Annotated in this window: 18 protein-coding genes and 1 other RNA gene; 17 read left to right on the top strand and 2 right to left on the bottom strand. The window is 49.3% G+C overall.

The annotated features are described in order from the left end of the window. Positions 1 to 198 precede the first annotated feature (198 nt). From ydiK to HBM92_RS11055, 9 genes are all read left to right on the top strand, one after another. Positions 199 to 1,311 (top strand): AI-2E family transporter YdiK, encoded by a 1,113-nt coding sequence (gene ydiK, locus HBM92_RS11095; RefSeq protein ID WP_000248637.1) that lies wholly within the window; start codon positions 199 to 201, stop codon positions 1,309 to 1,311. Positions 1,312 to 1,496: 185 nt separating this feature from the next. Continuing rightward, positions 1,497 to 1,604, top strand: an RNA gene (rprA, locus tag HBM92_RS11090) — antisense sRNA RprA. A gap of 135 nt (positions 1,605 to 1,739) precedes the next feature. Beyond that, positions 1,740 to 2,096: a YdiL family protein gene (locus HBM92_RS11085; RefSeq protein WP_001298235.1), complete on the top strand. Its 357-nt coding sequence runs from the start codon at positions 1,740 to 1,742 to the stop codon at positions 2,094 to 2,096. 99 nt (positions 2,097 to 2,195) lie between these two features. Continuing rightward, positions 2,196 to 3,410: an MFS transporter gene (locus tag HBM92_RS11080; RefSeq protein WP_000795578.1), complete on the top strand. Its 1,215-nt coding sequence runs from the start codon at positions 2,196 to 2,198 to the stop codon at positions 3,408 to 3,410. Between the two features lie 226 nt (positions 3,411 to 3,636). After that, positions 3,637 to 4,902 carry an MFS transporter gene (locus HBM92_RS11075; RefSeq protein WP_001296106.1) on the top strand — a complete coding sequence of 422 codons (1,266 nt, stop codon included), beginning with the start codon at positions 3,637 to 3,639 and terminating at the stop codon, positions 4,900 to 4,902. A gap of 11 nt (positions 4,903 to 4,913) precedes the next feature. Beyond that, the gene (gene ydiB, locus HBM92_RS11070) at positions 4,914 to 5,780 is read left to right on the top strand and encodes a quinate/shikimate dehydrogenase (protein ID WP_000383469.1); all 867 of its coding nucleotides are present in this window, start codon (positions 4,914 to 4,916) and stop codon (positions 5,778 to 5,780) included. A 30-nt stretch (positions 5,781 to 5,810) separates the two neighbouring features. Further along, complete coding sequence (gene aroD, locus HBM92_RS11065; protein ID WP_000860194.1) at positions 5,811 to 6,569, top strand: type I 3-dehydroquinate dehydratase; 759 nt, start codon at positions 5,811 to 5,813, stop codon at positions 6,567 to 6,569. Positions 6,570 to 6,714: 145 nt separating this feature from the next. Continuing rightward, positions 6,715 to 8,310 carry an acyl CoA:acetate/3-ketoacid CoA transferase gene (locus tag HBM92_RS11060; RefSeq protein WP_000805707.1) on the top strand — a complete coding sequence of 532 codons (1,596 nt, stop codon included), beginning with the start codon at positions 6,715 to 6,717 and terminating at the stop codon, positions 8,308 to 8,310. A 13-nt stretch (positions 8,311 to 8,323) separates the two neighbouring features. Beyond that, positions 8,324 to 9,475: an acyl-CoA dehydrogenase gene (locus HBM92_RS11055; RefSeq protein ID WP_000347850.1), complete on the top strand. Its 1,152-nt coding sequence runs from the start codon at positions 8,324 to 8,326 to the stop codon at positions 9,473 to 9,475. 42 nt (positions 9,476 to 9,517) lie between these two features. Here HBM92_RS11055 and HBM92_RS11050 read toward each other — a convergent pair whose 3' ends face one another. Further along, positions 9,518 to 10,429 (bottom strand): AraC family transcriptional regulator, encoded by a 912-nt coding sequence (locus tag HBM92_RS11050; RefSeq protein WP_000284798.1) that lies wholly within the window; start codon positions 10,427 to 10,429, stop codon positions 9,518 to 9,520. A gap of 315 nt (positions 10,430 to 10,744) precedes the next feature. Here HBM92_RS11050 and HBM92_RS11045 point away from each other — a divergent pair, with 315 nt between their 5' ends. From HBM92_RS11045 to fadK, 5 genes are read left to right on the top strand one after another with little or no spacing between them, the layout of a single operon-like run. Further along, positions 10,745 to 11,509, top strand: coding sequence for an electron transfer flavoprotein (locus HBM92_RS11045; protein WP_000692162.1), 765 nt, complete (start codon positions 10,745 to 10,747; stop codon positions 11,507 to 11,509). 19 nt (positions 11,510 to 11,528) lie between these two features. Next, positions 11,529 to 12,467 (top strand): electron transfer flavoprotein subunit alpha, encoded by a 939-nt coding sequence (locus HBM92_RS11040; RefSeq protein WP_000080731.1) that lies wholly within the window; start codon positions 11,529 to 11,531, stop codon positions 12,465 to 12,467. A gap of 54 nt (positions 12,468 to 12,521) precedes the next feature. Beyond that, entirely contained in the window at positions 12,522 to 13,811 is a 1,290-nt protein-coding gene (locus HBM92_RS11035; protein WP_001278508.1) for an FAD-dependent oxidoreductase, read from the top strand. Further along, positions 13,808 to 14,101 (top strand): ferredoxin family protein, encoded by a 294-nt coding sequence (locus HBM92_RS11030; RefSeq protein WP_000081072.1) that lies wholly within the window; start codon positions 13,808 to 13,810, stop codon positions 14,099 to 14,101. Before HBM92_RS11035 ends, HBM92_RS11030 begins: the two co-directional genes overlap by 4 nt. A gap of 56 nt (positions 14,102 to 14,157) precedes the next feature. After that, positions 14,158 to 15,804 carry a medium-chain fatty-acid--CoA ligase gene (fadK, locus tag HBM92_RS11025; RefSeq protein ID WP_001546207.1) on the top strand — a complete coding sequence of 549 codons (1,647 nt, stop codon included), beginning with the start codon at positions 14,158 to 14,160 and terminating at the stop codon, positions 15,802 to 15,804. Positions 15,805 to 15,860: 56 nt separating this feature from the next. Here the strand turns inward: fadK and ppsA are convergent, their stop codons facing one another. After that, entirely contained in the window at positions 15,861 to 18,239 is a 2,379-nt protein-coding gene (gene ppsA, locus HBM92_RS11020; RefSeq protein WP_000069372.1) for a phosphoenolpyruvate synthase, read from the bottom strand. Positions 18,240 to 18,571: 332 nt separating this feature from the next. Between ppsA and ppsR the strand changes: the two genes are divergently transcribed. The 3 genes from ppsR to hemP all read left to right on the top strand — a co-directional run bounded on the left by ppsR (position 18,572) and on the right by hemP (position 20,931). Further along, positions 18,572 to 19,405, top strand: coding sequence for a posphoenolpyruvate synthetase regulatory kinase/phosphorylase PpsR (gene ppsR, locus HBM92_RS11015; RefSeq protein WP_000368046.1), 834 nt, complete (start codon positions 18,572 to 18,574; stop codon positions 19,403 to 19,405). A 156-nt stretch (positions 19,406 to 19,561) separates the two neighbouring features. Continuing rightward, a complete protein-coding gene (gene aroH / locus HBM92_RS11010; protein WP_001082226.1) occupies positions 19,562 to 20,608 on the top strand; it encodes a 3-deoxy-7-phosphoheptulonate synthase AroH in 1,047 nt (348 codons plus the stop codon). A 131-nt stretch (positions 20,609 to 20,739) separates the two neighbouring features. Further along, positions 20,740 to 20,931, top strand: a complete 192-nt coding sequence (gene hemP / locus HBM92_RS11005; protein WP_001313872.1) for a hemin uptake protein HemP — start codon at positions 20,740 to 20,742, stop codon at positions 20,929 to 20,931. The last annotated feature ends 2 nt before the right edge of the window (positions 20,932 to 20,933 follow it).

Genomic DNA, 20,933 nt, shown 5'->3' with positions numbered 1-20,933 from the left:
CTGCGGTCTGTGATGAGAGATTAATCGTTTGCGTGTTGCCTGAGTTGTTGTACCACATTTTTTTCTTACACGCCCATCAGAATTAAGGGCAGAATCGACCTGTTAAAAACCGCTGAAATTGCTCATCATTATGCAGGTGAGTTTCGCGTGTTCACGTCGCGTCGACGATTTGACGCACAAAAAAGGTGAAAAGTAGTTATGGTAAATGTTCGTCAGCCCAGGGATGTCGCACAAATTCTGCTTTCGGTGCTGTTTTTAGCCATCATGATTGTGGCATGTCTGTGGATTGTACAACCCTTTATTCTCGGCTTTGCATGGGCCGGTACAGTGGTTATCGCCACCTGGCCGGTATTGTTACGTTTGCAAAAGATCATGTTTGGTCGCCGCTCTCTCGCCGTTCTGGTGATGACGCTGTTATTAGTGATGGTGTTTATCATCCCTATTGCTTTGCTGGTTAACAGTATCGTCGACGGCAGCGGCCCGCTAATTAAAGCCATTTCCAGTGGTGACATGACGTTACCCGATCTGGCGTGGCTTAATACCATTCCGGTGATTGGCGCGAAGCTATATGCAGGCTGGCACAATTTGCTGGATATGGGGGGGACGGCGATCATGGCGAAAGTCCGTCCTTATATTGGCACCACCACCACCTGGTTCGTTGGGCAGGCGGCGCATATCGGGCGCTTTATGGTGCATTGTGCGCTGATGCTTCTCTTCAGCGCCCTGCTGTACTGGCGCGGTGAACAGGTGGCACAAGGCATTCGCCATTTTGCAACCCGTCTGGCAGGCGTTCGCGGAGATGCCGCCGTGCTGCTGGCGGCACAGGCTATCCGCGCGGTGGCGCTGGGTGTGGTGGTGACGGCGTTAGTACAGGCAGTGCTTGGCGGTATCGGCCTCGCCGTATCCGGCGTACCTTATGCAACTTTGCTAACGGTGTTAATGATCCTCTCCTGCCTTGTCCAGCTTGGACCGTTGCCGGTACTGATTCCGGCGATTATCTGGCTCTACTGGACTGGCGATACCACCTGGGGAACGGTACTGTTAGTTTGGAGCGGTGTGGTTGGCACGCTCGATAACGTCATCCGCCCAATGTTAATTCGCATGGGTGCCGATTTACCGCTGATCCTGATTCTCTCTGGCGTTATTGGTGGTTTGATTGCTTTCGGGATGATCGGCCTGTTTATTGGTCCGGTTCTGTTAGCCGTTTCCTGGCGTCTTTTTGCCGCGTGGGTGGAAGAAGTCCCACCGCCGACGGACCAACCGGAAGAAATTCTCGAAGAACTTGGCGAAATCGAGAAATCGAATAAGTAATTTCTCATCAGGCGGCTCTGCCGCCTGATTGTTAACCCCTGCTAATTGATATTTGCTTGCTCTTCCCCATATTTTCCTGCTTACCGCCATTCAGCTGGTAGTACCTGTCGCAAATTCTTTACAGTTTTTAAACTAATGAGACGAATCTGATCGACGCAAAAAGTCCGTATGCCTACTATTAGCTCACGGTTATAAATCAACATATTGATTTATAAGCATGGAAATCCCCTGAGTGAAACAACGAATTGCTGTGTGTAGTCTTTGCCCATCTCCCACGATGGGCTTTTTTTTAACATTTTTCCGCTTCGCTACCTCGCCCCTCACTCTTTCCAATAATGTTGCACAAGATACTGTGACTCTCTTCAAGCCGTCAGCAGGCTGATAATGTTATTTATATTTTATTGTTTATTTCATGCAGCCATTACACGATGAACGCTTATGAACTCCAGGCACTTCGCCATATTTTTGCCATGACTATTGATGAATGCGCGACCTGGATTGCCCAGACCGGTAACAGTGAAAGCTGGCGTCAGTGGGAAAATGGCAAATGCGCCATTCCTGATTGTGTAGTCGAGCAACTGTTGGCTATGCGTCAGCAACGAAAAAAACATCTTCATGCCATCATAGAGAAAATAAATAACCGCATCGGCAACAACACCATGCGTTTTTTCCCCGACTTAACCGCGTTTCAACAAGTCTACCCTGATGGCAATTTTATTGACTGGAAGATCTATCAATCGGTAGCCGCTGAATTATATGCACACGATCTGGAGCGGCTTTGTTAATTTCTCCACAGAAAGGAATTGTCGTTGTTACAACAATAATGAACGGATACTGACACAACATCGCTACACTTTTTAAAGCACCTTTGCTAAGTAGAACCTATGAAAAATCCCTATTACCCTACCGCACTTGGGTTGTATTTTAATTACCTGGTGCATGGTATGGGCGTCATTTTGATGAGCCTGAATATGGCCTCGCTGGAGACGCTTTGGCAGACTAATGCCGCGGGCGTCTCGATAGTTATCTCATCACTGGGCATTGGTCGATTAAGTGTCTTGCTTTTTGCAGGATTATTATCCGATCGCTTTGGTCGCCGCCCTTTTATCATGCTCGGGATGTGCTGCTATATGGCCTTCTTTTTTGGCATCCTGCACACCAATAACATCATTATCGCTTATGTTTTTGGCTTTCTGGCGGGAATGGCAAACAGTTTTCTCGATGCAGGCACCTATCCCAGTTTGATGGAAGCTTTTCCACGCTCACCGGGTACAGCCAATATTTTAATTAAAGCATTTGTTTCCAGCGGACAGTTTTTATTACCGCTAATTATCAGCCTGTTAGTGTGGGCTGAACTGTGGTTCGGTTGGTCCTTTATGATTGCCGCAGGCATTATGTTTATTAACGCTCTGTTTTTATACCGTTGTACGTTCCCACCCCATCCGGGTCGTCACTTACCTGTCATAAAGAAAACCACCAGCTCTACGGAACATCGCTGTTCAATTATCGATTTAGCCAGTTATTCCCTATATGGCTATATCTCAATGGCAACGTTTTATCTGGTTAGCCAGTGGCTGGCACAATACGGACAATTTGTCGCTGGCATGTCATACACCATGTCGATCAAATTACTCAGTATCTACACCGTGGGTTCGCTGCTGTGTGTATTTATTACTGCTCCACTTATTCGTAATACCGTTCGCCCAACAACATTACTGATGCTGTACACCTTTATCTCATTTATCGCCCTGCTCACCGTCTGCCTGCATCCCACATTTTATGTGGTGATAATATTTGCTTTCGTCATCGGTTTTACCTCCGCAGGCGGTGTTGTACAAATTGGCCTGACGTTAATGGCGGAACGTTTTCCCTACGCTAAAGGAAAAGCAACGGGGATCTATTACAGTGCTGGCAGCATTGCAACATTTACCATTCCGTTGATTACGGCTCATCTTTCGCAAAGAAGTATTGCCGATATTATGTGGTTCGATACCGCCATCGCTGCTATCGGCTTTATACTGGCACTGTTTATTGGCTTACGCAGTCGCAAAGAAACGCGGCATCACACGCTAAAGGAAAATATCGCTCCGGGTGGGTAATGCAATATTCTTTTCAGGTTATGCAAGATCTTACGGATAAATAACTCTTTCTGCGCTAACTAAGGAAAATCGCGATCAAAAACAAACTATGACATGCAATATTCCTGGAAACATAAACTTTATGCCATGTACCCAGGGAAAATCATCTTCAGTATAGTAATTATGTAAACCGTCGGAGAACAATACGTACGGTAACGAAATTATCTTTCAGCAAGGAGCTGTGAAAATGTCTCAAAATAAGGCTTTCAGCACGCCATTTATCCTGGCTGTTCTTTGTATTTACTTCAGCTATTTCCTGCACGGCATTAGTGTTATTACGCTTGCCCAAAACATGACATCTTTGGCAGAAAAGTTTTCCACTGACAACGCGGGCATTGCCTATTTAATTTCCGGTATCGGATTGGGGCGATTGATCAGTATTTTATTCTTCGGAGTGATCTCCGATAAGTTTGGTCGTCGGGCGGTGATATTAATGGCAGTAATAATGTATCTGCTATTCTTCTTTGGTATTCCTGCTTGCCCGAATTTAACTCTCGCCTACTGTCTGGCAGTGTGCGTAGGTATCGCTAACTCAGCGCTGGATACGGGTGGCTACCCCGCGCTCATGGAATGCTTTCCGAAAGCCTCTGGTTCGGCGGTCATACTGGTTAAAGCGATGGTGTCATTCGGGCAAATGTTCTACCCAATGCTGGTGAGCTATATGTTGCTCAATAACATCTGGTACGGCTATGGGCTGATTATTCCGGGTATTCTGTTTGTACTGATCACGCTGATGCTGTTGAAAAGCAAATTCCCCAGCCAGTTGGTGGACGCCAGCGTAGCTAATGAATTACCGCAAATGAACAGCAAACCGTTAGTCTGGCTGGAAGGTGTTTCATCAGTACTGTTCGGTGTAGCCGCATTCTCGACCTTTTATGTGATTGTGGTGTGGATGCCCAAATATGCGATGGCTTTTGCTGGTATGTCAGAAGCTGAGGCATTAAAAACCATCTCTTATTACAGTATGGGTTCGCTGGTCTGTGTCTTTATTTTTGCCGCACTACTGAAAAAAATGGTCCGTCCCATCTGGGCTAATGTATTTAACTCTGCACTGGCAACAATAACAGCTGCCATTATCTACCTGTACCCTTCTCCATTGGTGTGTAATGCCGGAGCCTTTGTTATCGGTTTCTCAGCAGCTGGCGGCATTTTACAGCTCGGCGTTTCGGTCATGTCAGAGTTTTTCCCCAAAAGCAAAGCCAAAGTCACCAGTATATATATGATGATGGGTGGACTGGCTAACTTTGTTATTCCGCTGATTACCGGTTATCTGTCGAACATCGGCCTGCAATATATCATTGTTCTCGATTTTACTTTCGCGCTGCTGGCCCTGATTACCGCAATTATTGTTTTTATCCGCTATTACCGCGTTTTCATTATTCCTGAAAATGATGTGCGGTTTGGCGAGCATAAATTTAGCACCCGGTTAAACACGATTAAGCATAGAGGTTAAAGGAGTTAATTATGGATGTTACCGCAAAATACGAATTGATTGGGTTGATGGCCTATCCCATCCGCCACAGTTTATCGCCCGAAATGCAGAATAAAGCCTTAGAAAAAGCGGGATTGCCATTTACCTATATGGCCTTTGAAGTGGATAACGATAGTTTTCCCGGAGCAATTGAAGGATTAAAAGCCCTCAAAATGCGCGGAACTGGTGTATCAATGCCGAACAAACAACTGGCGTGTGAATATGTTGATGAATTAACGCCAGCAGCCAAACTGGTGGGTGCCATCAACACCATCGTAAATGATGATGGCTATCTGCGTGGCTATAACACCGACGGCACGGGCCATATTCGCGCCATTAAAGAGAGCGGTTTTGATATCAAAGGCAAAACGATGGTGCTGTTAGGGGCCGGAGGTGCCTCAACGGCAATTGGCGCGCAGGGGGCAATTGAAGGTTTAAAAGAAATTAAACTCTTTAACCGTCGGGATGAGTTCTTCGATAAAGCCCTCGCCTTCGCGCAGCGGGTTAACGAAAACACCGATTGCGTCGTGACAGTCACCGATCTCGCCGATCAGCAAGCCTTTGCTGAAGCCCTGGCTTCCGCCGACATTTTAACCAATGGCACCAAAGTGGGTATGAAACCCCTTGAGAATGAATCATTGGTTAATGATATCAGTCTGTTACATCCGGGACTTCTGGTCACTGAATGCGTGTATAACCCGCATATGACGAAGTTATTGCAGCAGGCGCAACAAGCGGGTTGCAAAACGATTGATGGATACGGCATGTTGTTGTGGCAAGGGGCTGAACAGTTCACGTTATGGACTGGCAAAGATTTCCCTCTGGAATATGTTAAACAGGTCATGGGGTTCGGTGCCTGACAGGCTGACCGCGTGCAGAAAGGGTAAAAAATGAAAACCGTAACTGTAAAAGATCTCGTCATTGGTACGGGCGCACCTAAAATCATCGTCTCGCTGATGGCGAAAGATATCGCCAGCGTGAAATCCGAAGCTCTCGCCTATCGTGAAGCGGACTTTGATATTCTGGAATGGCGTGTGGACCACTATGCCGATCTCTCCAATGTGGAGTCTGTCATAGCGGCAGCAAAAATTCTCCGTGAAACCATGCCAGAAAAACCGCTGCTGTTTACCTTCCGCAGTGCCAAAGAAGGCGGCGAGCAGGCGATTTCCACCGAGGCTTATATTGCACTCAATCGTGCAGCCATCGACAGTGGCCTGGTTGATATGATCGATCTGGAGTTATTTACCGGCGATGATCAGGTTAAAGAAACCGTCGCCTACGCCCACGCGCATGATGTGAAAGTTGTCATGTCCAACCATGACTTCCATAAAACGCCGGAAGCCGAAGAAATCATTGCCCGTCTGCGCAAAATGCAGTCCTTCGACGCCGATATTCCTAAGATTGCGCTGATGCCGCAAAGTACCAGCGATGTGCTGACGTTGCTTGCCGCGACCCTGGAGATGCAGGAACAGTATGCCGATCGTCCAATCATCACGATGTCGATGGCAAAAACTGGCGTAATTTCTCGTCTGGCTGGTGAAGTATTTGGGTCGGCGGCAACTTTTGGTGCGGTAAAAAAAGCCTCTGCGCCAGGGCAAATCTCGGTAAATGATTTGCGTACGGTATTAACTATTTTACATCAGGCATAAGCAATAATATTTCGGCGGGAATACCCTCTCCCGCCGAACTAAAAAGAGTATTTTTAACCGTATTTAATAAAAATATTTCGTGAGTCTCTGTGCGCTAATTCTCCATCTGGCGTAGGGAAAATCACACCTGAATCAGGAATTAACAATGAAACCTGTAAAACCACCTCGTATTAATGGACGAGTGCCGGTCCTGTCGGCACAGGAAGCGGTGAATTATATTCCCGACGAAGCAACACTTTGTGTGTTAGGCGCTGGCGGCGGTATTCTGGAAGCCACCACGTTAATTACTGCTCTTGCTGATAAATATAAACAGACTCAAACACCACGTAATTTATCGATTATTAGTCCAACAGGGCTTGGCGATCGCGCCGACCGTGGTATTAGTCCGCTGGCGCAAGAAGGTCTGGTGAAATGGGCATTATGCGGTCACTGGGGACAATCGCCGCGTATTTCTGAACTCGCAGAACAAAATAAAATTATTGCTTATAACTATCCACAAGGTGTACTTACACAAACCTTACGCGCCGCCGCAGCCCACCAGCCTGGTATTATTAGTGATATTGGCATCGGAACATTTGTCGATCCACGCCAGCAAGGCGGCAAACTGAATGAAGTCACTAAAGAAGAACTGATTAAACTGGTCGAGTTTGATAACAAAGAATATCTCTATTACAAAGCGATAGCGCCAGATATCGCCTTCATTCGCGCTACCACCTGCGACAGCGAAGGCTACGCCACTTTTGAAGATGAGGTGATGTATCTCGACGCATTGGTTATTGCTCAGGCGGTGCACAATAACGGCGGTATTGTGATGATGCAGGTGCAGAAAATGGTTAAGAAAGCCACGCTGCATCCTAAATCTGTCCGTATTCCGGGTTATCTGGTGGATATTGTGGTGGTCGATCCGGATCAAACCCAACTGTATGGCGGTGCACCGGTTAACCGCTTTATTTCTGGTGACTTCACCCTTGATGACAGTACCAAACTTAGCCTGCCCCTAAACCAACGTAAATTAGTTGCACGGCGTGCATTATTCGAAATGCGCAAAGGCGCAGTGGGGAATGTCGGCGTCGGTATTGCTGACGGCATTGGCCTGGTCGCCCGGGAAGAAGGTTGTGCTGATGACTTTATTCTGACGGTAGAAACAGGTCCGATTGGCGGTATTACTTCACAGGGGATCGCCTTTGGCGCGAACGTGAATACCCGCGCCATTCTGGATATGACGTCCCAGTTTGATTTTTATCACGGTGGTGGTCTGGATGTTTGTTATTTGAGTTTTGCTGAAGTCGACCAGCACGGTAACGTCGGCGTGCATAAATTCAATGGTAAAATCATGGGCACCGGTGGATTTATTGATATCAGTGCCACTTCGAAGAAAATCGTGTTCTGCGGCACATTAACTGCGGGCAGTTTAAAAACAGAAATTACCGACGGCAAATTAAATATCGTCCAGGAAGGACGGGTGAAGAAATTTATTCGGGAACTACCGGAAATAACTTTCAGCGGAAAAATCGCTCTCGAGCGAGGGCTGGATGTTCGTTATATCACTGAGCGCGCCGTATTCACGCTAAAAGAAGACGGCCTGCATTTAATCGAAATCGCTCCTGGCGTCGATTTACAAAAAGATATTCTCGACAAAATGGATTTCACCCCAGTGATTTCGCCAGAACTCAAACTGATGGACGAAAGATTATTTATCGATGCGGCGATGGGTTTTGTCCTGCCTGAAGCGGCTCATTAACAGGAGTATAATGATGGATTTCTCTTTAACTGAAGAACAAGAACTGCTGCTGGCCAGTATTCGCGAACTGATTACGACTAACTTTCCGGAAGAGTATTTCCGCACCTGCGATCAAAACGGGACATACCCGCGTGAGTTTATGCGGGCACTGGCGGATAACGGTATTTCCATGCTTGGCGTGCCGGAAGAATTTGGTGGTATCCCTGCGGATTACGTCACCCAAATGCTGGCGCTGATGGAAGTGTCAAAATGCGGTGCTCCGGCATTTTTGATTACCAACGGTCAATGTATTCACAGTATGCGCCGTTTCGGTTCTGCAGAGCAGCTACGTAAAACGGCAGAGAGCACCCTGGAAACGGGTGATCCCGCCTATGCCCTGGCATTGACGGAGCCAGGCGCAGGCTCAGACAACAACAGTGCCACTACCACTTACACGCGTAAAAACGGCAAGGTTTACATCAACGGACAGAAAACCTTTATTACCGGTGCGAAAGAGTATCCATATATGCTGGTGTTGGCGCGCGATCCGCAACCGAAAGATCCGAAAAAGGCCTTTACTCTGTGGTGGGTCGACTCCAGTAAGCCCGGCATTAAAATCAATCCACTGCATAAAATCGGCTGGCATATGCTCAGCACCTGCGAAGTCTATCTCGACAACGTGGAAGTTGAAGAGAGCGACATGGTGGGCGAAGAAGGAATGGGTTTCCTCAATGTGATGTACAACTTTGAGATGGAGCGCCTGATCAACGCCGCGCGCAGCACCGGCTTTGCCGAGTGTGCCTTTGAAGATGCCGCCCGCTATGCCAACCAGCGTATCGCTTTTGGTAAGCCCATTGGTCATAACCAGATGATCCAGGAAAAACTGGCGCTGATGGCGATTAAGATCGACAACATGCGCAACATGGTGTTGAAAGTGGCATGGCAAGCCGATCAGCATCAGTCACTGCGCACCAGCGCGGCGCTGGCAAAACTGTACTGCGCACGTACCGCAATGGAAGTCATTGATGATGCGATTCAAATCATGGGCGGTCTGGGCTATACCGATGAGGCGCGCGTCTCCCGCTTCTGGCGTGATGTCCGTTGTGAACGTATCGGCGGCGGTACAGACGAAATTATGATTTACGTAGCAGGTCGGCAGATCCTGAAAGATTATCAGAACAAATAATCTGCAGGCGGCGCAGCCTCTTAACAAACTGCGCCGCCAGATTTATCCGGCAAGACTTACCGGTTGAGGAAATTCAGATAGGATTTCTTGTTCCGCAAAACAGTTTTTAAATTGCCTGCGGTAATCGCTGGGCGAACAGCCGACATGGCGCAAAAACAGTTTGGCAAAGTGATCGACATTTTCATAACCCACACGCCAGGAGATCTCTGCCTGAGATAATTCAGTATTAGTGAGTGACCATTTCGCTTCCGTCATACGCCGTTGAATAACATAGTTAATAGGGGAAATACGATACTCTTTGGTAAATTCATGGCAGATATAACTGACGCTGGCACGAAATTTTTTCGATAACTGCTCTAAAGTGATTTTTTCGCGATAGTTATTATTCAGATAGAAAAGAATATCTTTTATCAGAACATCTTTTTTAATATATCCCTGCTCCGAACGATAAGCATTTTTAAAGTTTTCGTAGTAAAGAATTGCTAACGTATAGGCAAATGCGTCCCATAACGAAGATGTTTGGCTATTTTTACTTTGCGGCAAAATCACACTTAGCTCATTAAATAAGGTTTTAATGACTTCTTTTCCCTGTCCTGCGGCAATTACCGGGCAAGAATGCGGTTGCAGTAGCTGATTTTCCTCAGCCCCCTGAAACTGAAAGCCGTACAGCGCACAGGTACACGTCGTTGCCGGATCGTTAACGTCAGAGGCCACCGCATGCAACCTGCCACGTTCTATCACCACAATGTCATCGGCATGCGCGACATATAACGAAGAATCGATGGTAAACCTTGCTACCCCTTTCTTGACGTAAATCAGCTCGGTTTCATTGTCATGAACGTGATGTCCAGACTCCCATTTTGGATCATCGCTAAATGCGAAACGTGAAAGCCGTGGCGTTTTACCGGCGACAAACAGCGTTTCACTGGCATTATCAAAACAGCGTTGATACATGACAACCTCCCTATTCCATGAGCAAACAAAAACAATATATGCCGGATAAAATACGGCGTGTATTGCGGTTATACAACCGCGTTTAGCGAGAGCTAAACAAGATTATTTACACTGAATGCAAGATTGCACGGTCATGGAATAACTATATTGCCGCAAATTGCACTTTTGTTTTAGCGATCGCATTTTTTTTGCAAGATTGTTGGCAAGGAAAACAGCTTGCTCCGTCGAAAACCCCGCACCGCTATCGCACACTATTTTCAGGCCATTTTTACCTTCCATCAGAGATGGTTCCGTATGCGACTCACAGGAGAAATCATGAAAATAATAACCTGCTTTAAGCTGGTGCCTGAAGAACAGGACATTGTTGTCACTCCAGAATACACCCTGAATTTCGACAATGCCGACGCCAAAATCAGCCAGTTCGATCTCAATGCCATTGAAGCTGCAAGCCAGCTTGCAACAGATGACGATGAGATAGCCGCGCTGACCGTCGGCGGCTCTTTGTTGCAGAACTCGAAAGTGCGCAAAGACGTGCTATCCCGCGGGCCGCACAGCCTGTATATGGTGCAGGATGCACAACTTGAGCATGCACTGCCTCTCGATACCGCAAAGGCGCTGGCGACAGCAGTTGAAAAGATCGGCTTCGATTTACTGATCTTTGGTGAAGGTTCCGGCGACCTTTATGCCCAGCAGGTTGGCTTGCTGGTCGGAGAACTTCTGCAACTTCCGGTGATTAATGCAGTGAGTGCTATTCAGCGTCAGGGCAATACACTGGTGATTGAACGCACGCTTGAAGATGATGTTGAAGTTATTGAACTCTCTGTTCCAGCCGTGCTCTGCGTCACCTCCGATATTAACGTACCACGTATTCCTTCGATGAAAGCCATCCTCGGCGCGGGTAAAAAACCGGTAAATCAGTGGCAGGCAAGTGATATTGGCTGGAGCCAGAGCGCACCACTTGCTGAACTGACCGGTATTCGCGTACCGCCGCAAACAAAACGTAAGCACATCATTCTCGATAACGATTCGCCGGAGGCCATTGCCGAGCTGGCGGAACATCTGAAAAAAGCCCTGAACTGAAGCCTACGGAGAAGAAACGATGAGTCAATTAAACAGCGTCTGGGTCTTTAGCGATAATCCTGAACGTTATGCTGAACTGTTTGGCGGCGCTCAGCAATGGGGCCAACAGGTGTATGCCATTGTACAAAATACCGAGCAGGCGCAGGCGGTTATGCCTTATGGGCCAAAATGCATTTATGTTCTTGAGCAAAACGACGCGCTGCAACGTACTGAAAATTACGCCGAAAGCATTGCTGCCCTGCTGAAAGATAAACACCCCGCTATGTTGCTGTTGGCCGCGACGAAACGTGGTAAAGCTCTGGCCGCACGGTTAAGTGTGCAACTGAATGCGGCGCTGGTGAACGATGCCACGGCGGTGGATATTGTCGATGGTCACATTTGCGCCGAACACCGGATGTATGGCGGGTTAGCGTTCGCTCAGGAAAAGATCAACAGCCCGCTGGCGATCATTACCCTTGCACCCGGTGTTCAGGAGCCGTGCACCCGTGATATCTCTCATCAGTGCCCGACAGAAACGGTACCTTATGTTGCCCCGCGTCATGAAATTCTCTGTCGCGAACGCCGTGCGAAAGCGGCAAGCAGCGTGGACCTGAGCAAAGCAAAACGTGTGGTTGGCGTCGGTCGTGGTCTGGCGGCGCAGGATGACCTGAAAATGGTCCACGAACTGGCGGCAGTGCTGAATGCTGAAGTCGGCTGTTCACGTCCAATTGCCGAAGGCGAGAACTGGATGGAGCGTGAACGTTATATCGGTGTCTCCGGCGTGTTGCTGAAATCCGATCTCTACCTGACGCTGGGGATCTCCGGGCAGATCCAGCATATGGTTGGCGGCAACGGCGCAAAAGTGATTGTCGCCATTAATAAAGATAAAAATGCGCCAATCTTCAACTATGCCGACTACGGTCTGGTGGGCGATATCTACAAAGTCGTCCCTGCCCTGATTAGCCAGTTGAATCGCTAATTCCCTTTCAACCACATCTCCCGCTGTAAACGCAGCGGGAAGGGAGCATAACGCATGTCGGATGACAAATTTGATGCCATTGTGGTCGGTGCGGGCGTTGCCGGTAGCGTTGCCGCACTGGTCATGGCGCGAGCCGGGCTGGATGTCCTGGTGATAGAACGCGGCGACAGTGCCGGATGTAAAAACATGACCGGCGGGCGTCTTTATGCCCACACACTTGAAGCAATTATTCCAGGCTTTGCAGCATCAGCGCCGGTAGAACGCAAGGTCACACGCGAGAAAATCTCCTTCTTAACCGAAGAAAGCGCCGTTACCCTCGATTTTCACCGCGAGCAACCAGATGTTCCGCAACACGCGTCTTATACCGTATTGCGTAATCGTCTGGACCCGTGGTTGATGGAACAAGCCGAGCAGGCGGGCGCGCAGTTTATCCCGGGCGTACGCGTCGATGCGCTGGTTCGTGAAGGAAACAAGGTCACTGGCGTCCAGGCCGGGGATGATATTCTCGAAGCGAATGTGGTGATTCTGGCTGATGGCGTTAACTCGATGCTTGGCCGCTCGCTGGGAATGGTTTCCGCTTCCGATCCGCATCATTACGCTGTTGGTGTTAAAGAGGTTATAGGTCTGACACCAGAACAGATCAACGATCGCTTTAATGTTACGGGCGAGGAAGGTGCCGCCTGGCTGTTTGCCGGTTCCCCTTCTGACGGCCTGATGGGCGGCGGATTCCTCTATACCAACAAAGATTCCGTATCGTTGGGGCTGGTTTGTGGATTGAGTGATATCGCCCATGCGCAAAAAAGCGTGCCGCAAATGCTGGAAGATTTTAAACAACACCCCGCCATTCGCCCGCTGATTAGCGGCGGCAAACTGCTTGAATATTCCGCGCATATGGTGCCGGAGGGCGGTCTGGCAATGGTGCCGCAGCTGGTTAACGATGGCGTGATGATCGTTGGTGACGCCGCAGGCTTCTGCCTGAATTTGGGTTTTACAGTTCGCGGCATGGATTTAGCCATTGCATCAGCTCAGGCTGCCGCCACAACGGTGATCGCCGCCAAAGAACGCGCGGATTTCTCCGCCAGCAGTCTGGCGCAATACAAACGTGAGCTGGAACAAAGTTGTGTTATGCGCGATATGCAGCATTTCCGCAAGATCCCGGCGCTGATGGAAAACCCGCGCCTGTTTAGCCAATACCCACGAATGGTCGCCGACATCATGAACGATATGTTCACCATTGACGGCAAACCAAACCAGCCGGTACGCAAAATGATCATGGGACACGCGAAGAAAATTGGGCTGATCAACTTGCTGAAAGATGGCATTAAGGGAGCAACCGCGCTATGAGCCAGAACGCTACGGTTAACGTCGACATCAAATTAGGCGTCAATAAATTCCATGTTGATGAGGGCCACCCGCATATCATTTTGGCGGCAAATCCCGATATCAATGAATTCCGTAAATTAATGAAAGCTTGCCCTGCCGGACTTTATAAGCAGGATGACGCAGGAAACATTCATTTCGATTCCGCCGGTTGTCTGGAGTGCGGCACCTGTCGGGTGCTGTGCGGCAACACTATTCTCGAACAGTGGCAATATCCCGCAGGCACCTTCGGTATTGAATTTCGCTACGGCTAATCATGCATCCCACAGGCCCGCATCTCGGGCCTGATGTTCTGTTTCGAGAGTCCAAAATGAAAGTGACATTAACGTTCAACGAACAACGTCGTGCGGCGTATCGTCAGCAAGGGTTATGGGGCGATGCTTCGCTGGCCGATTACTGGCAGCAGACCGCTCGTGCGATGCCAGACAAAATTGCCGTGGTCGATAATCATGGTGCAACGTACACCTATAGCGCGCTCGATCACGCCGCGAGCTGTCTGGCAAACTGGATGTTAGCGAAGGGTATTGAATCAGGCGATCGCATCGCATTTCAACTGCCAGGCTGGTGTGAATTTACCGTTATCTATCTTGCCTGCCTGAAAACCGGTGCGGTTTCCGTGCCGCTGTTACCTTCCTGGCGGGAAGCAGAACTGGTGTGGGTGCTCAATAAGTGTCAGGCAAAAATGTTCTTTGCACCGACGTTGTTTAAACAAACGCGTCCGGTAGATTTAATCCTGCCGCTGCAAAATCAGCTTCCACAACTACAACAAATTGTCGGCGTGGACAAACTGGCTCCCGCCACCTCTTCCCTCTCATTAAGTCAGATTCTCGCCGACAATACCCCTCTGACCACGGCGATAACGACCCACGGCGATGAATTAGCCGCTGTGCTATTTACCTCCGGAACCGAGGGTCTGCCAAAGGGTGTGATGCTAACGCATAACAATATTCTCGCCAGTGAGCGGGCTTATTGCGCGCGGCTAAATCTGACCTGGCAGGATGTCTTTATGATGCCTGCGCCACTTGGTCACGCAACGGGCTTTCTGCATGGCGTAACAGCACCTTTTTTGATTGGTGCTCGCAGCGTGTTGTTAGATATTTTCACTCCTGATGCGTGTCTCGCGCTGCTTGAGCAGCAGCGTTGCACCTGTATGCTCGGCGCAACGCCGTTTGTCTATGATCTTTTGAATTTACTAGAGAAACAACCCGCAGACCTTTCAGCGCTGCGCTTCTTTCTTTGCGGAGGTACCACAATCCCCAAAAAAGTGGCGCGAGAATGCCAGCAGCGCGGCATTAAATTATTAAGTGTTTATGGTTCCACAGAAAGTTCGCCGCATGCGGTGGTGAATCTCGACGATCCTTTGCCGCGCTTTATGCACACCGACGGTTACGCTGCCGCAGGTGTAGAGATTAAAGTGGTCGATGACGCACGCAAGACTTTACCGCCAGGTTGCGAAGGTGAAGAAGCCTCGCGTGGCCCCAATGTGTTTATGGGGTATTTTGATGAACCTGAATTAACTGCCCGTGCGCTGGATGAAGAAGGCTGGTATTACAGCGGCGATCTCTGCCGCATGGATGAGGCTGGCTATATAAAAATAACCGGGCGCAAGAAAGATATTATTGTCCGCGGCGGCGAAAATATTAGCAGCCGTGAAGTAGAAGATATTTTATTGCAGCATCCTAAAATTCACGATGCCTGTGTGGTTGCGATGCCCGATGAACGTTTAGGTGAACGTTCATGCGCTTATGTCGTGCTGAAAGCGCCGCATCATTCATTATCGCAGGAAGAGGTGGTGGCTTTTTTTAGCCGTAAACGGGTCGCAAAATATAAATATCCTGAACATATCGTGGTAATCGAAAAACTACCGCGCACTGTCTCAGGTAAAATACAAAAGTTTTTGTTAAGGAAAGATATTATGCGGCGATTAACTCAGGATGTCTGTGAAGAGATTGAATAAGTTTCATCTTCGGGGATCACATAAACCCGGCGACAAAACGCCGCCGGGTATTTATTTTATTTCTTCAGTTCAGCCAGGCTTAACCAGGTTTGCACCACGGTGTCCGGGTTCAGAGACAGGCTATCGATCCCCTCTTCCATCAACCATGCAGCAAAGTCTTCGTGGTCGGATGGACCCTGACCGCAAATCCCGACATATTTGCCCTGTTTCTTCGCGGCACGAATCGCCATCGACAGCAGTGCTTTCACCGCATCGTTGCGCTCATCGAACAGTTCAGACACCACGCCGGAGTCACGATCCAGACCGAGCGCCAGCTGCGTCATGTCGTTTGAGCCAATTGAGAAGCCGTCGAAATATTCCAGGAACTGCTCTGCCAGCAAGGCGTTGGACGGAATTTCACACATCATGATGATTTTCAGCCCGTTCTCACCACGTTTCAGCCCCTGATGCGCCAGTTCCTCAACCACCGCTTTCGCCTGATCAACGGTACGCACGAACGGGATCATGATCTCAACGTTAGTCAGCCCCATGTCGTTGCGCACACGTTTCACTGCTTCACACTCCAGCGCGAAGCAGTCGCGGAAGCTGTCGGAAACATAGCGGCCCGCGCCACGGAAGCCGAGCATCGGGTTCTCTTCATCTGGCTCGTAACGCTCACCACCGACCAGATTGGCATATTCGTTCGATTTAAAATCAGAGAGACGGACAATGACGCGCTTCGGATAAAACGCGGCACCCAGCGTCGCGATCCCTTCAGTCAGACGACCAACGTAAAATTCACGCGGAGAATCAAAACCTTTCATCATCTCGCGGATTTCGTTTTGCAACTGCGGTTCCTGATCGTCAAACTCAAGCAGTGCGCGTGGGTGGACGCCAATCATACGGTTGATGATAAATTCCAGACGCGCAAGGCCCACGCCTTCGTTCGGCAGGCAGGCGAAGTCGAAAGCACGGTCCGGGTTACCGACGTTCATCATCACCTTCAACGGCAGGTCCGGCATCGTTTCTACGCTGGAGCTTTTCACGCTAAATTCCAGCAACTCCGCATAGACGTAACCGGTATCACCTTCGGCACAAGAAACAGTGACGTTCTCGCCGTCTTTCATCCGTTCTGTTGCATCACCACAGCCCACTACCGCCGGAATGCCGAGTTCACGAGCGATGATCGCCGCGTGACAGGTACGACCGCCACGGTTGGTGACGATGGCAGATGCTTTCTTCATGATCGGTTCCCAGTCCGGGTCGGTCATGTCAGTAACCAGCACGTCGCCAGGTTCGATGCGGTTCATTTCGCTGATGTCATGGATGACTTTCACCGGACCCGCGCCGATGCGATGACCGATAGCACGGCCTTCGGCGATAATCTTACCCTGTGAATGCAGCGTATAACGCTCCATGACCTGACCGCGTGAGCGCACGGTTTCCGGACGCGCCTGCACAATGAACAGTTTGCCGGTGTGGCCATCTTTCGCCCACTCAATATCCATCGGGCGACCGTAGTGTTTCTCAATTTGTACGGCCTGTTTTGCCAGTTCCTGCACTTCTTCGTTGGTCAGCGAGAAGATGTCACGCTGTTCCTGCGGTACGTCTTCGATTTTAACCTGCTTGCCGTGCTCCTGGGTCGGCGCGTAAACCATGCGGATTTTTTTCGACCCCATGGTGCGGCGCACAATAGCCGGGCGATTCGCCGCAAGTGTCGGTTTATGCACATAAAACTCATCCGGGTTAACCGCACCCTGCACGACCATTTCACCAAGGCCCCATGCGGAAGTGATAAACACCACCTGGTCAAAGCCAGATTCGGTATCAATGGAGAACATCACGCCAGAAGATGCGAGGTCGGAGCGCACCATCCGCTGAACACCGGCGGAGAGCGCTACGCCACGATGGTCGTAACCCTGGTGCACACGATAAGAGATGGCGCGATCGTTAAACAGAGAAGCAAATACATGCTTCACTGCCACGAGAACGGCGTCAAAACCCTGAACGTTGAGGAAAGTTTCCTGCTGACCGGCAAAAGAAGCGTCCGGCATATCTTCTGCAGTAGCGGAGGAACGCACCGCAAACGAAGCGTTTTCGTCATCGGCGGAAAGCTGTGCATAGGCTTCGCGGATGGCGTTTTCCAGCTCAGGCTGGAAGGGAGTGTCGATAATCCACTGGCGGATTTGCGCGCCCGCTTTCGCAAGCTGGGTAACATCGTCAATATCCGTTTTATCCAGCAGTTCATAAATGCGCTGGTTTACGCCGCTTTGGTCCAGAAACTGGTTAAACGCGTCGGCGGTTGTGGCGAAACCATTCGGAACGGAAACACCCATTCCGGAAAGGTTAGTAATCATTTCACCCAGGGAGGCATTTTTGCCCCCAACCCTGTCTACATCATTCATGCCGAGTTGGTTATACCAAAGCACCAGCGGTGACGAGCCATTGTTGGACATCGAACAATCCTTTTGTGATAAATGAACGGTTTGAGAAACACATTTCTGCGCATTTATCTTTGCATATTTAACCGGATGAAAAAAACGGTGAATCGTTCAAGCAAATATATTTTTTTACTTTTTAAGACTGATCCCAGCGTTGCGCAAATCTGCTCTCTTCGACAATTTCCACATAAACCATCGGTATAAACGAAACCATAAAAATGAAATGCTGTTTTCATAAAAAATAAAATTTAAGTTTCATTTTATAAACCAGACATAACGTTCTACGCTTCTGTACGTTTTTAATTTATGCTTTCATAGAATTATGTCTGCATCACGGGAAGAACAAAATGGATAATGCTGTTGATCGCCACGTTTTTTATATTTCTGATGGTACGGCAATAACTGCGGAGGTATTAGGACACGCAGTAATGTCACAATTTCCCGTCACTATCAGCAGCATTACGCTGCCGTTTGTCGAAAATGAGAGCCGTGCACGGGCAGTGAAAGATCAGATTGACGCAATTTATCACCAGACAGGTGTGCGCCCGCTGGTCTTCTACTCCATCGTGTTGCCGGAGATTCGCGCTATCATCTTGCAAAGTGAAGGCTTTTGCCAGGATATCGTTCAGGCGCTGGTTGCCCCGCTACAACAAGAGATGAAACTGGATCCAACGCCGATTGCTCATCGTACCCATGGCCTTAACCCTAATAATCTCAATAAATATGATGCGCGCATTGCGGCGATTGATTACACCCTTGCCCACGATGACGGTATTTCGTTGCGCAATCTGGACCAGGCTCAGGTGATCCTGCTCGGTGTTTCTCGCTGTGGTAAAACCCCCACCAGTCTGTATCTGGCAATGCAATTTGGTATCCGCGCGGCAAATTACCCCTTTATTGCCGACGATATGGATAATCTGGTGCTACCCGCGTCGCTCAAACCACTTCAGCACAAATTGTTCGGCCTGACTATCGACCCGGAACGTCTGGCGGCGATTCGCGAGGAACGTCGGGAGAACAGTCGCTATGCCTCGCTTCGTCAGTGCAGGATGGAAGTCGCGGAAGTGGAAGCGTTGTACCGTAAAAATCAGATCCCGTGGATTAACAGTACCAATTATTCGGTAGAAGAGATTGCCACCAAGATCCTCGATATCATGGGCCTTAGCCGCCGAATGTACTAGAGAACTAGTGCATTAACTTGTTTTTTTGTTATCATGCTAACCACCCGGCGAGGTGTGACACACCTCGCACTTGAAATCAGCTGCGATTGGTTTATCGTGATGCGCATCACTTCCCGGTAGTCCTGCCGTAGAAGCAACAAATTTCTGAGACTTGTAATGAACAGAACTGACGAACTCCGTACTGCGCGTATTGAGAGCCTGGTAACGCCCGCCGAACTCGCGCTACGGTATCCCGTAACGCCTGGCGTCGCCACCCATGTCACCGACTCCCGCCGTAGAATTGAAAAAATACTGAATGGTGAAGATAAGCGACTGTTGGTCATTATTGGCCCCTGCTCGATCCACGATCTCACCGCTGCGATGGAGTACGCCACCCGTCTGCAGTCGCTGCGCAACCAGTACCAGTCACGGCTGGAAATCGTAATGCGCACCTATTTTGAAAAACCACGAACGGTTGTCGGCTGGAAAGGACTCATCTCCGATCCAGATTTAAACGGTAGCTATCGGGTAAATCACGGTCTGGAGCTGGCGCGCAAATTACTTTTACAGGTAAATGAGCTGGGCGTCCCTACCGCGACTGAGTTCCTCGATATGGTGACCGGTCAGTTTATTGCTGATTTAATCAGTTGGGGTGCGATTGGCGCACGTACTACCGAAAGTCAGATCCACCGCGAAATGGCTTCGGCACTCTCCTGTCCGGTGGGTTTTAAAAATGGTACCGATGGCAACACGCGGATTGCCGTGGATGCTATCCGCGCAGCCCGCGCCAGCCATATGTTCCTCTCGCCAGACAAAAATGGTCAGATGACCATCTATCAGACCAGCGGCAACCCGTATGGCCACATTATTATGCGTGGTGGCAAAAAACCGAATTATCATGCCGATGATATCGCCGCAGCCTGCGATACGCTGCACGAGTTTGATTTACCTGAACATCTGGTGGTGGATTTCAGCCACGGTAACTGCCAGAAGCAGCACCGTCGCCAGTTAGAAGTTTGTGAGGATATTTGTCAGCAAATCCGCAATGGCTCTACGGCGATTGCTGGAATTATGGCGGAAAGTTTCCTGCGCGAAGGAACGCAAAAAATCGTCGGCGGTCAGCCGCTCACTTACGGTCAATCCATTACCGACCCGTGTCTGGGCTGGGAAGATACCGAACGCCTGGTCGAAAAACTCGCCTCTGCGGTAGATACTCGCTTCTGAATGCGTGCCCATTCCTGACGGGATGGGCATTTCTGCGCAACTTGTTGTCTTCTCAACAAATTACTACTTGCTCTGGCCCGCCATAATATTGATAATAAGAATCATTGTTATATAAATTATTATTAATTTTTATGCGTTATACGGATAGCAGAAAACTCACGCCTGAAACGGATGCCAGTCACAAGACCGCTTCCCCGCAGCCCATCCGGCGAATTACCAGCCAGACACTGTTAGGTCCGGATGGCAAACTGATTATCGATCATGACGGGCAAGAATATCTGCTCCGTAAAACTCAGGCTGGCAAGCTGCTGTTGACCAAGTAGCC

This window comes from Escherichia sp. E.sYA108, assembly GCF_011754335.1.
In the GTDB taxonomy this organism is placed as follows: Bacteria; Pseudomonadota; Gammaproteobacteria; order Enterobacterales; family Enterobacteriaceae; genus Escherichia; species Escherichia coli.
The sequence above is the reverse complement of the archived record's forward strand: the minus strand, read 5'-3'. Positions and strand labels throughout refer to the sequence as shown.

Coding starts and splice junctions, on each gene's coding strand:
- HBM92_RS11050 (WP_000284798.1), bottom strand. CDS start 10,429: ATGTATCAACGCTGTTTTGATAATGCCAGTGAAACGCTGTTTGTCGCC.
- HBM92_RS11080 (WP_000795578.1), top strand. CDS start 2,196: ATGAAAAATCCCTATTACCCTACCGCACTTGGGTTGTATTTTAATTAC.
- HBM92_RS11055 (WP_000347850.1), top strand. CDS start 8,324: ATGGATTTCTCTTTAACTGAAGAACAAGAACTGCTGCTGGCCAGTATT.
- fadK (WP_001546207.1), top strand. CDS start 14,158: ATGAAAGTGACATTAACGTTCAACGAACAACGTCGTGCGGCGTATCGT.
- HBM92_RS11060 (WP_000805707.1), top strand. CDS start 6,715: ATGAAACCTGTAAAACCACCTCGTATTAATGGACGAGTGCCGGTCCTG.
- ydiB (WP_000383469.1), top strand. CDS start 4,914: ATGGATGTTACCGCAAAATACGAATTGATTGGGTTGATGGCCTATCCC.
- ppsA (WP_000069372.1), bottom strand. CDS start 18,239: ATGTCCAACAATGGCTCGTCACCGCTGGTGCTTTGGTATAACCAACTC.
- HBM92_RS11035 (WP_001278508.1), top strand. CDS start 12,522: ATGTCGGATGACAAATTTGATGCCATTGTGGTCGGTGCGGGCGTTGCC.
- aroH (WP_001082226.1), top strand. CDS start 19,562: ATGAACAGAACTGACGAACTCCGTACTGCGCGTATTGAGAGCCTGGTA.
- HBM92_RS11040 (WP_000080731.1), top strand. CDS start 11,529: ATGAGTCAATTAAACAGCGTCTGGGTCTTTAGCGATAATCCTGAACGT.
- HBM92_RS11030 (WP_000081072.1), top strand. CDS start 13,808: ATGAGCCAGAACGCTACGGTTAACGTCGACATCAAATTAGGCGTCAAT.
- aroD (WP_000860194.1), top strand. CDS start 5,811: ATGAAAACCGTAACTGTAAAAGATCTCGTCATTGGTACGGGCGCACCT.
- ydiK (WP_000248637.1), top strand. CDS start 199: ATGGTAAATGTTCGTCAGCCCAGGGATGTCGCACAAATTCTGCTTTCG.
- HBM92_RS11045 (WP_000692162.1), top strand. CDS start 10,745: ATGAAAATAATAACCTGCTTTAAGCTGGTGCCTGAAGAACAGGACATT.
- ppsR (WP_000368046.1), top strand. CDS start 18,572: ATGGATAATGCTGTTGATCGCCACGTTTTTTATATTTCTGATGGTACG.
- HBM92_RS11075 (WP_001296106.1), top strand. CDS start 3,637: ATGTCTCAAAATAAGGCTTTCAGCACGCCATTTATCCTGGCTGTTCTT.
- hemP (WP_001313872.1), top strand. CDS start 20,740: ATGCGTTATACGGATAGCAGAAAACTCACGCCTGAAACGGATGCCAGT.
- HBM92_RS11085 (WP_001298235.1), top strand. CDS start 1,740: ATGAACGCTTATGAACTCCAGGCACTTCGCCATATTTTTGCCATGACT.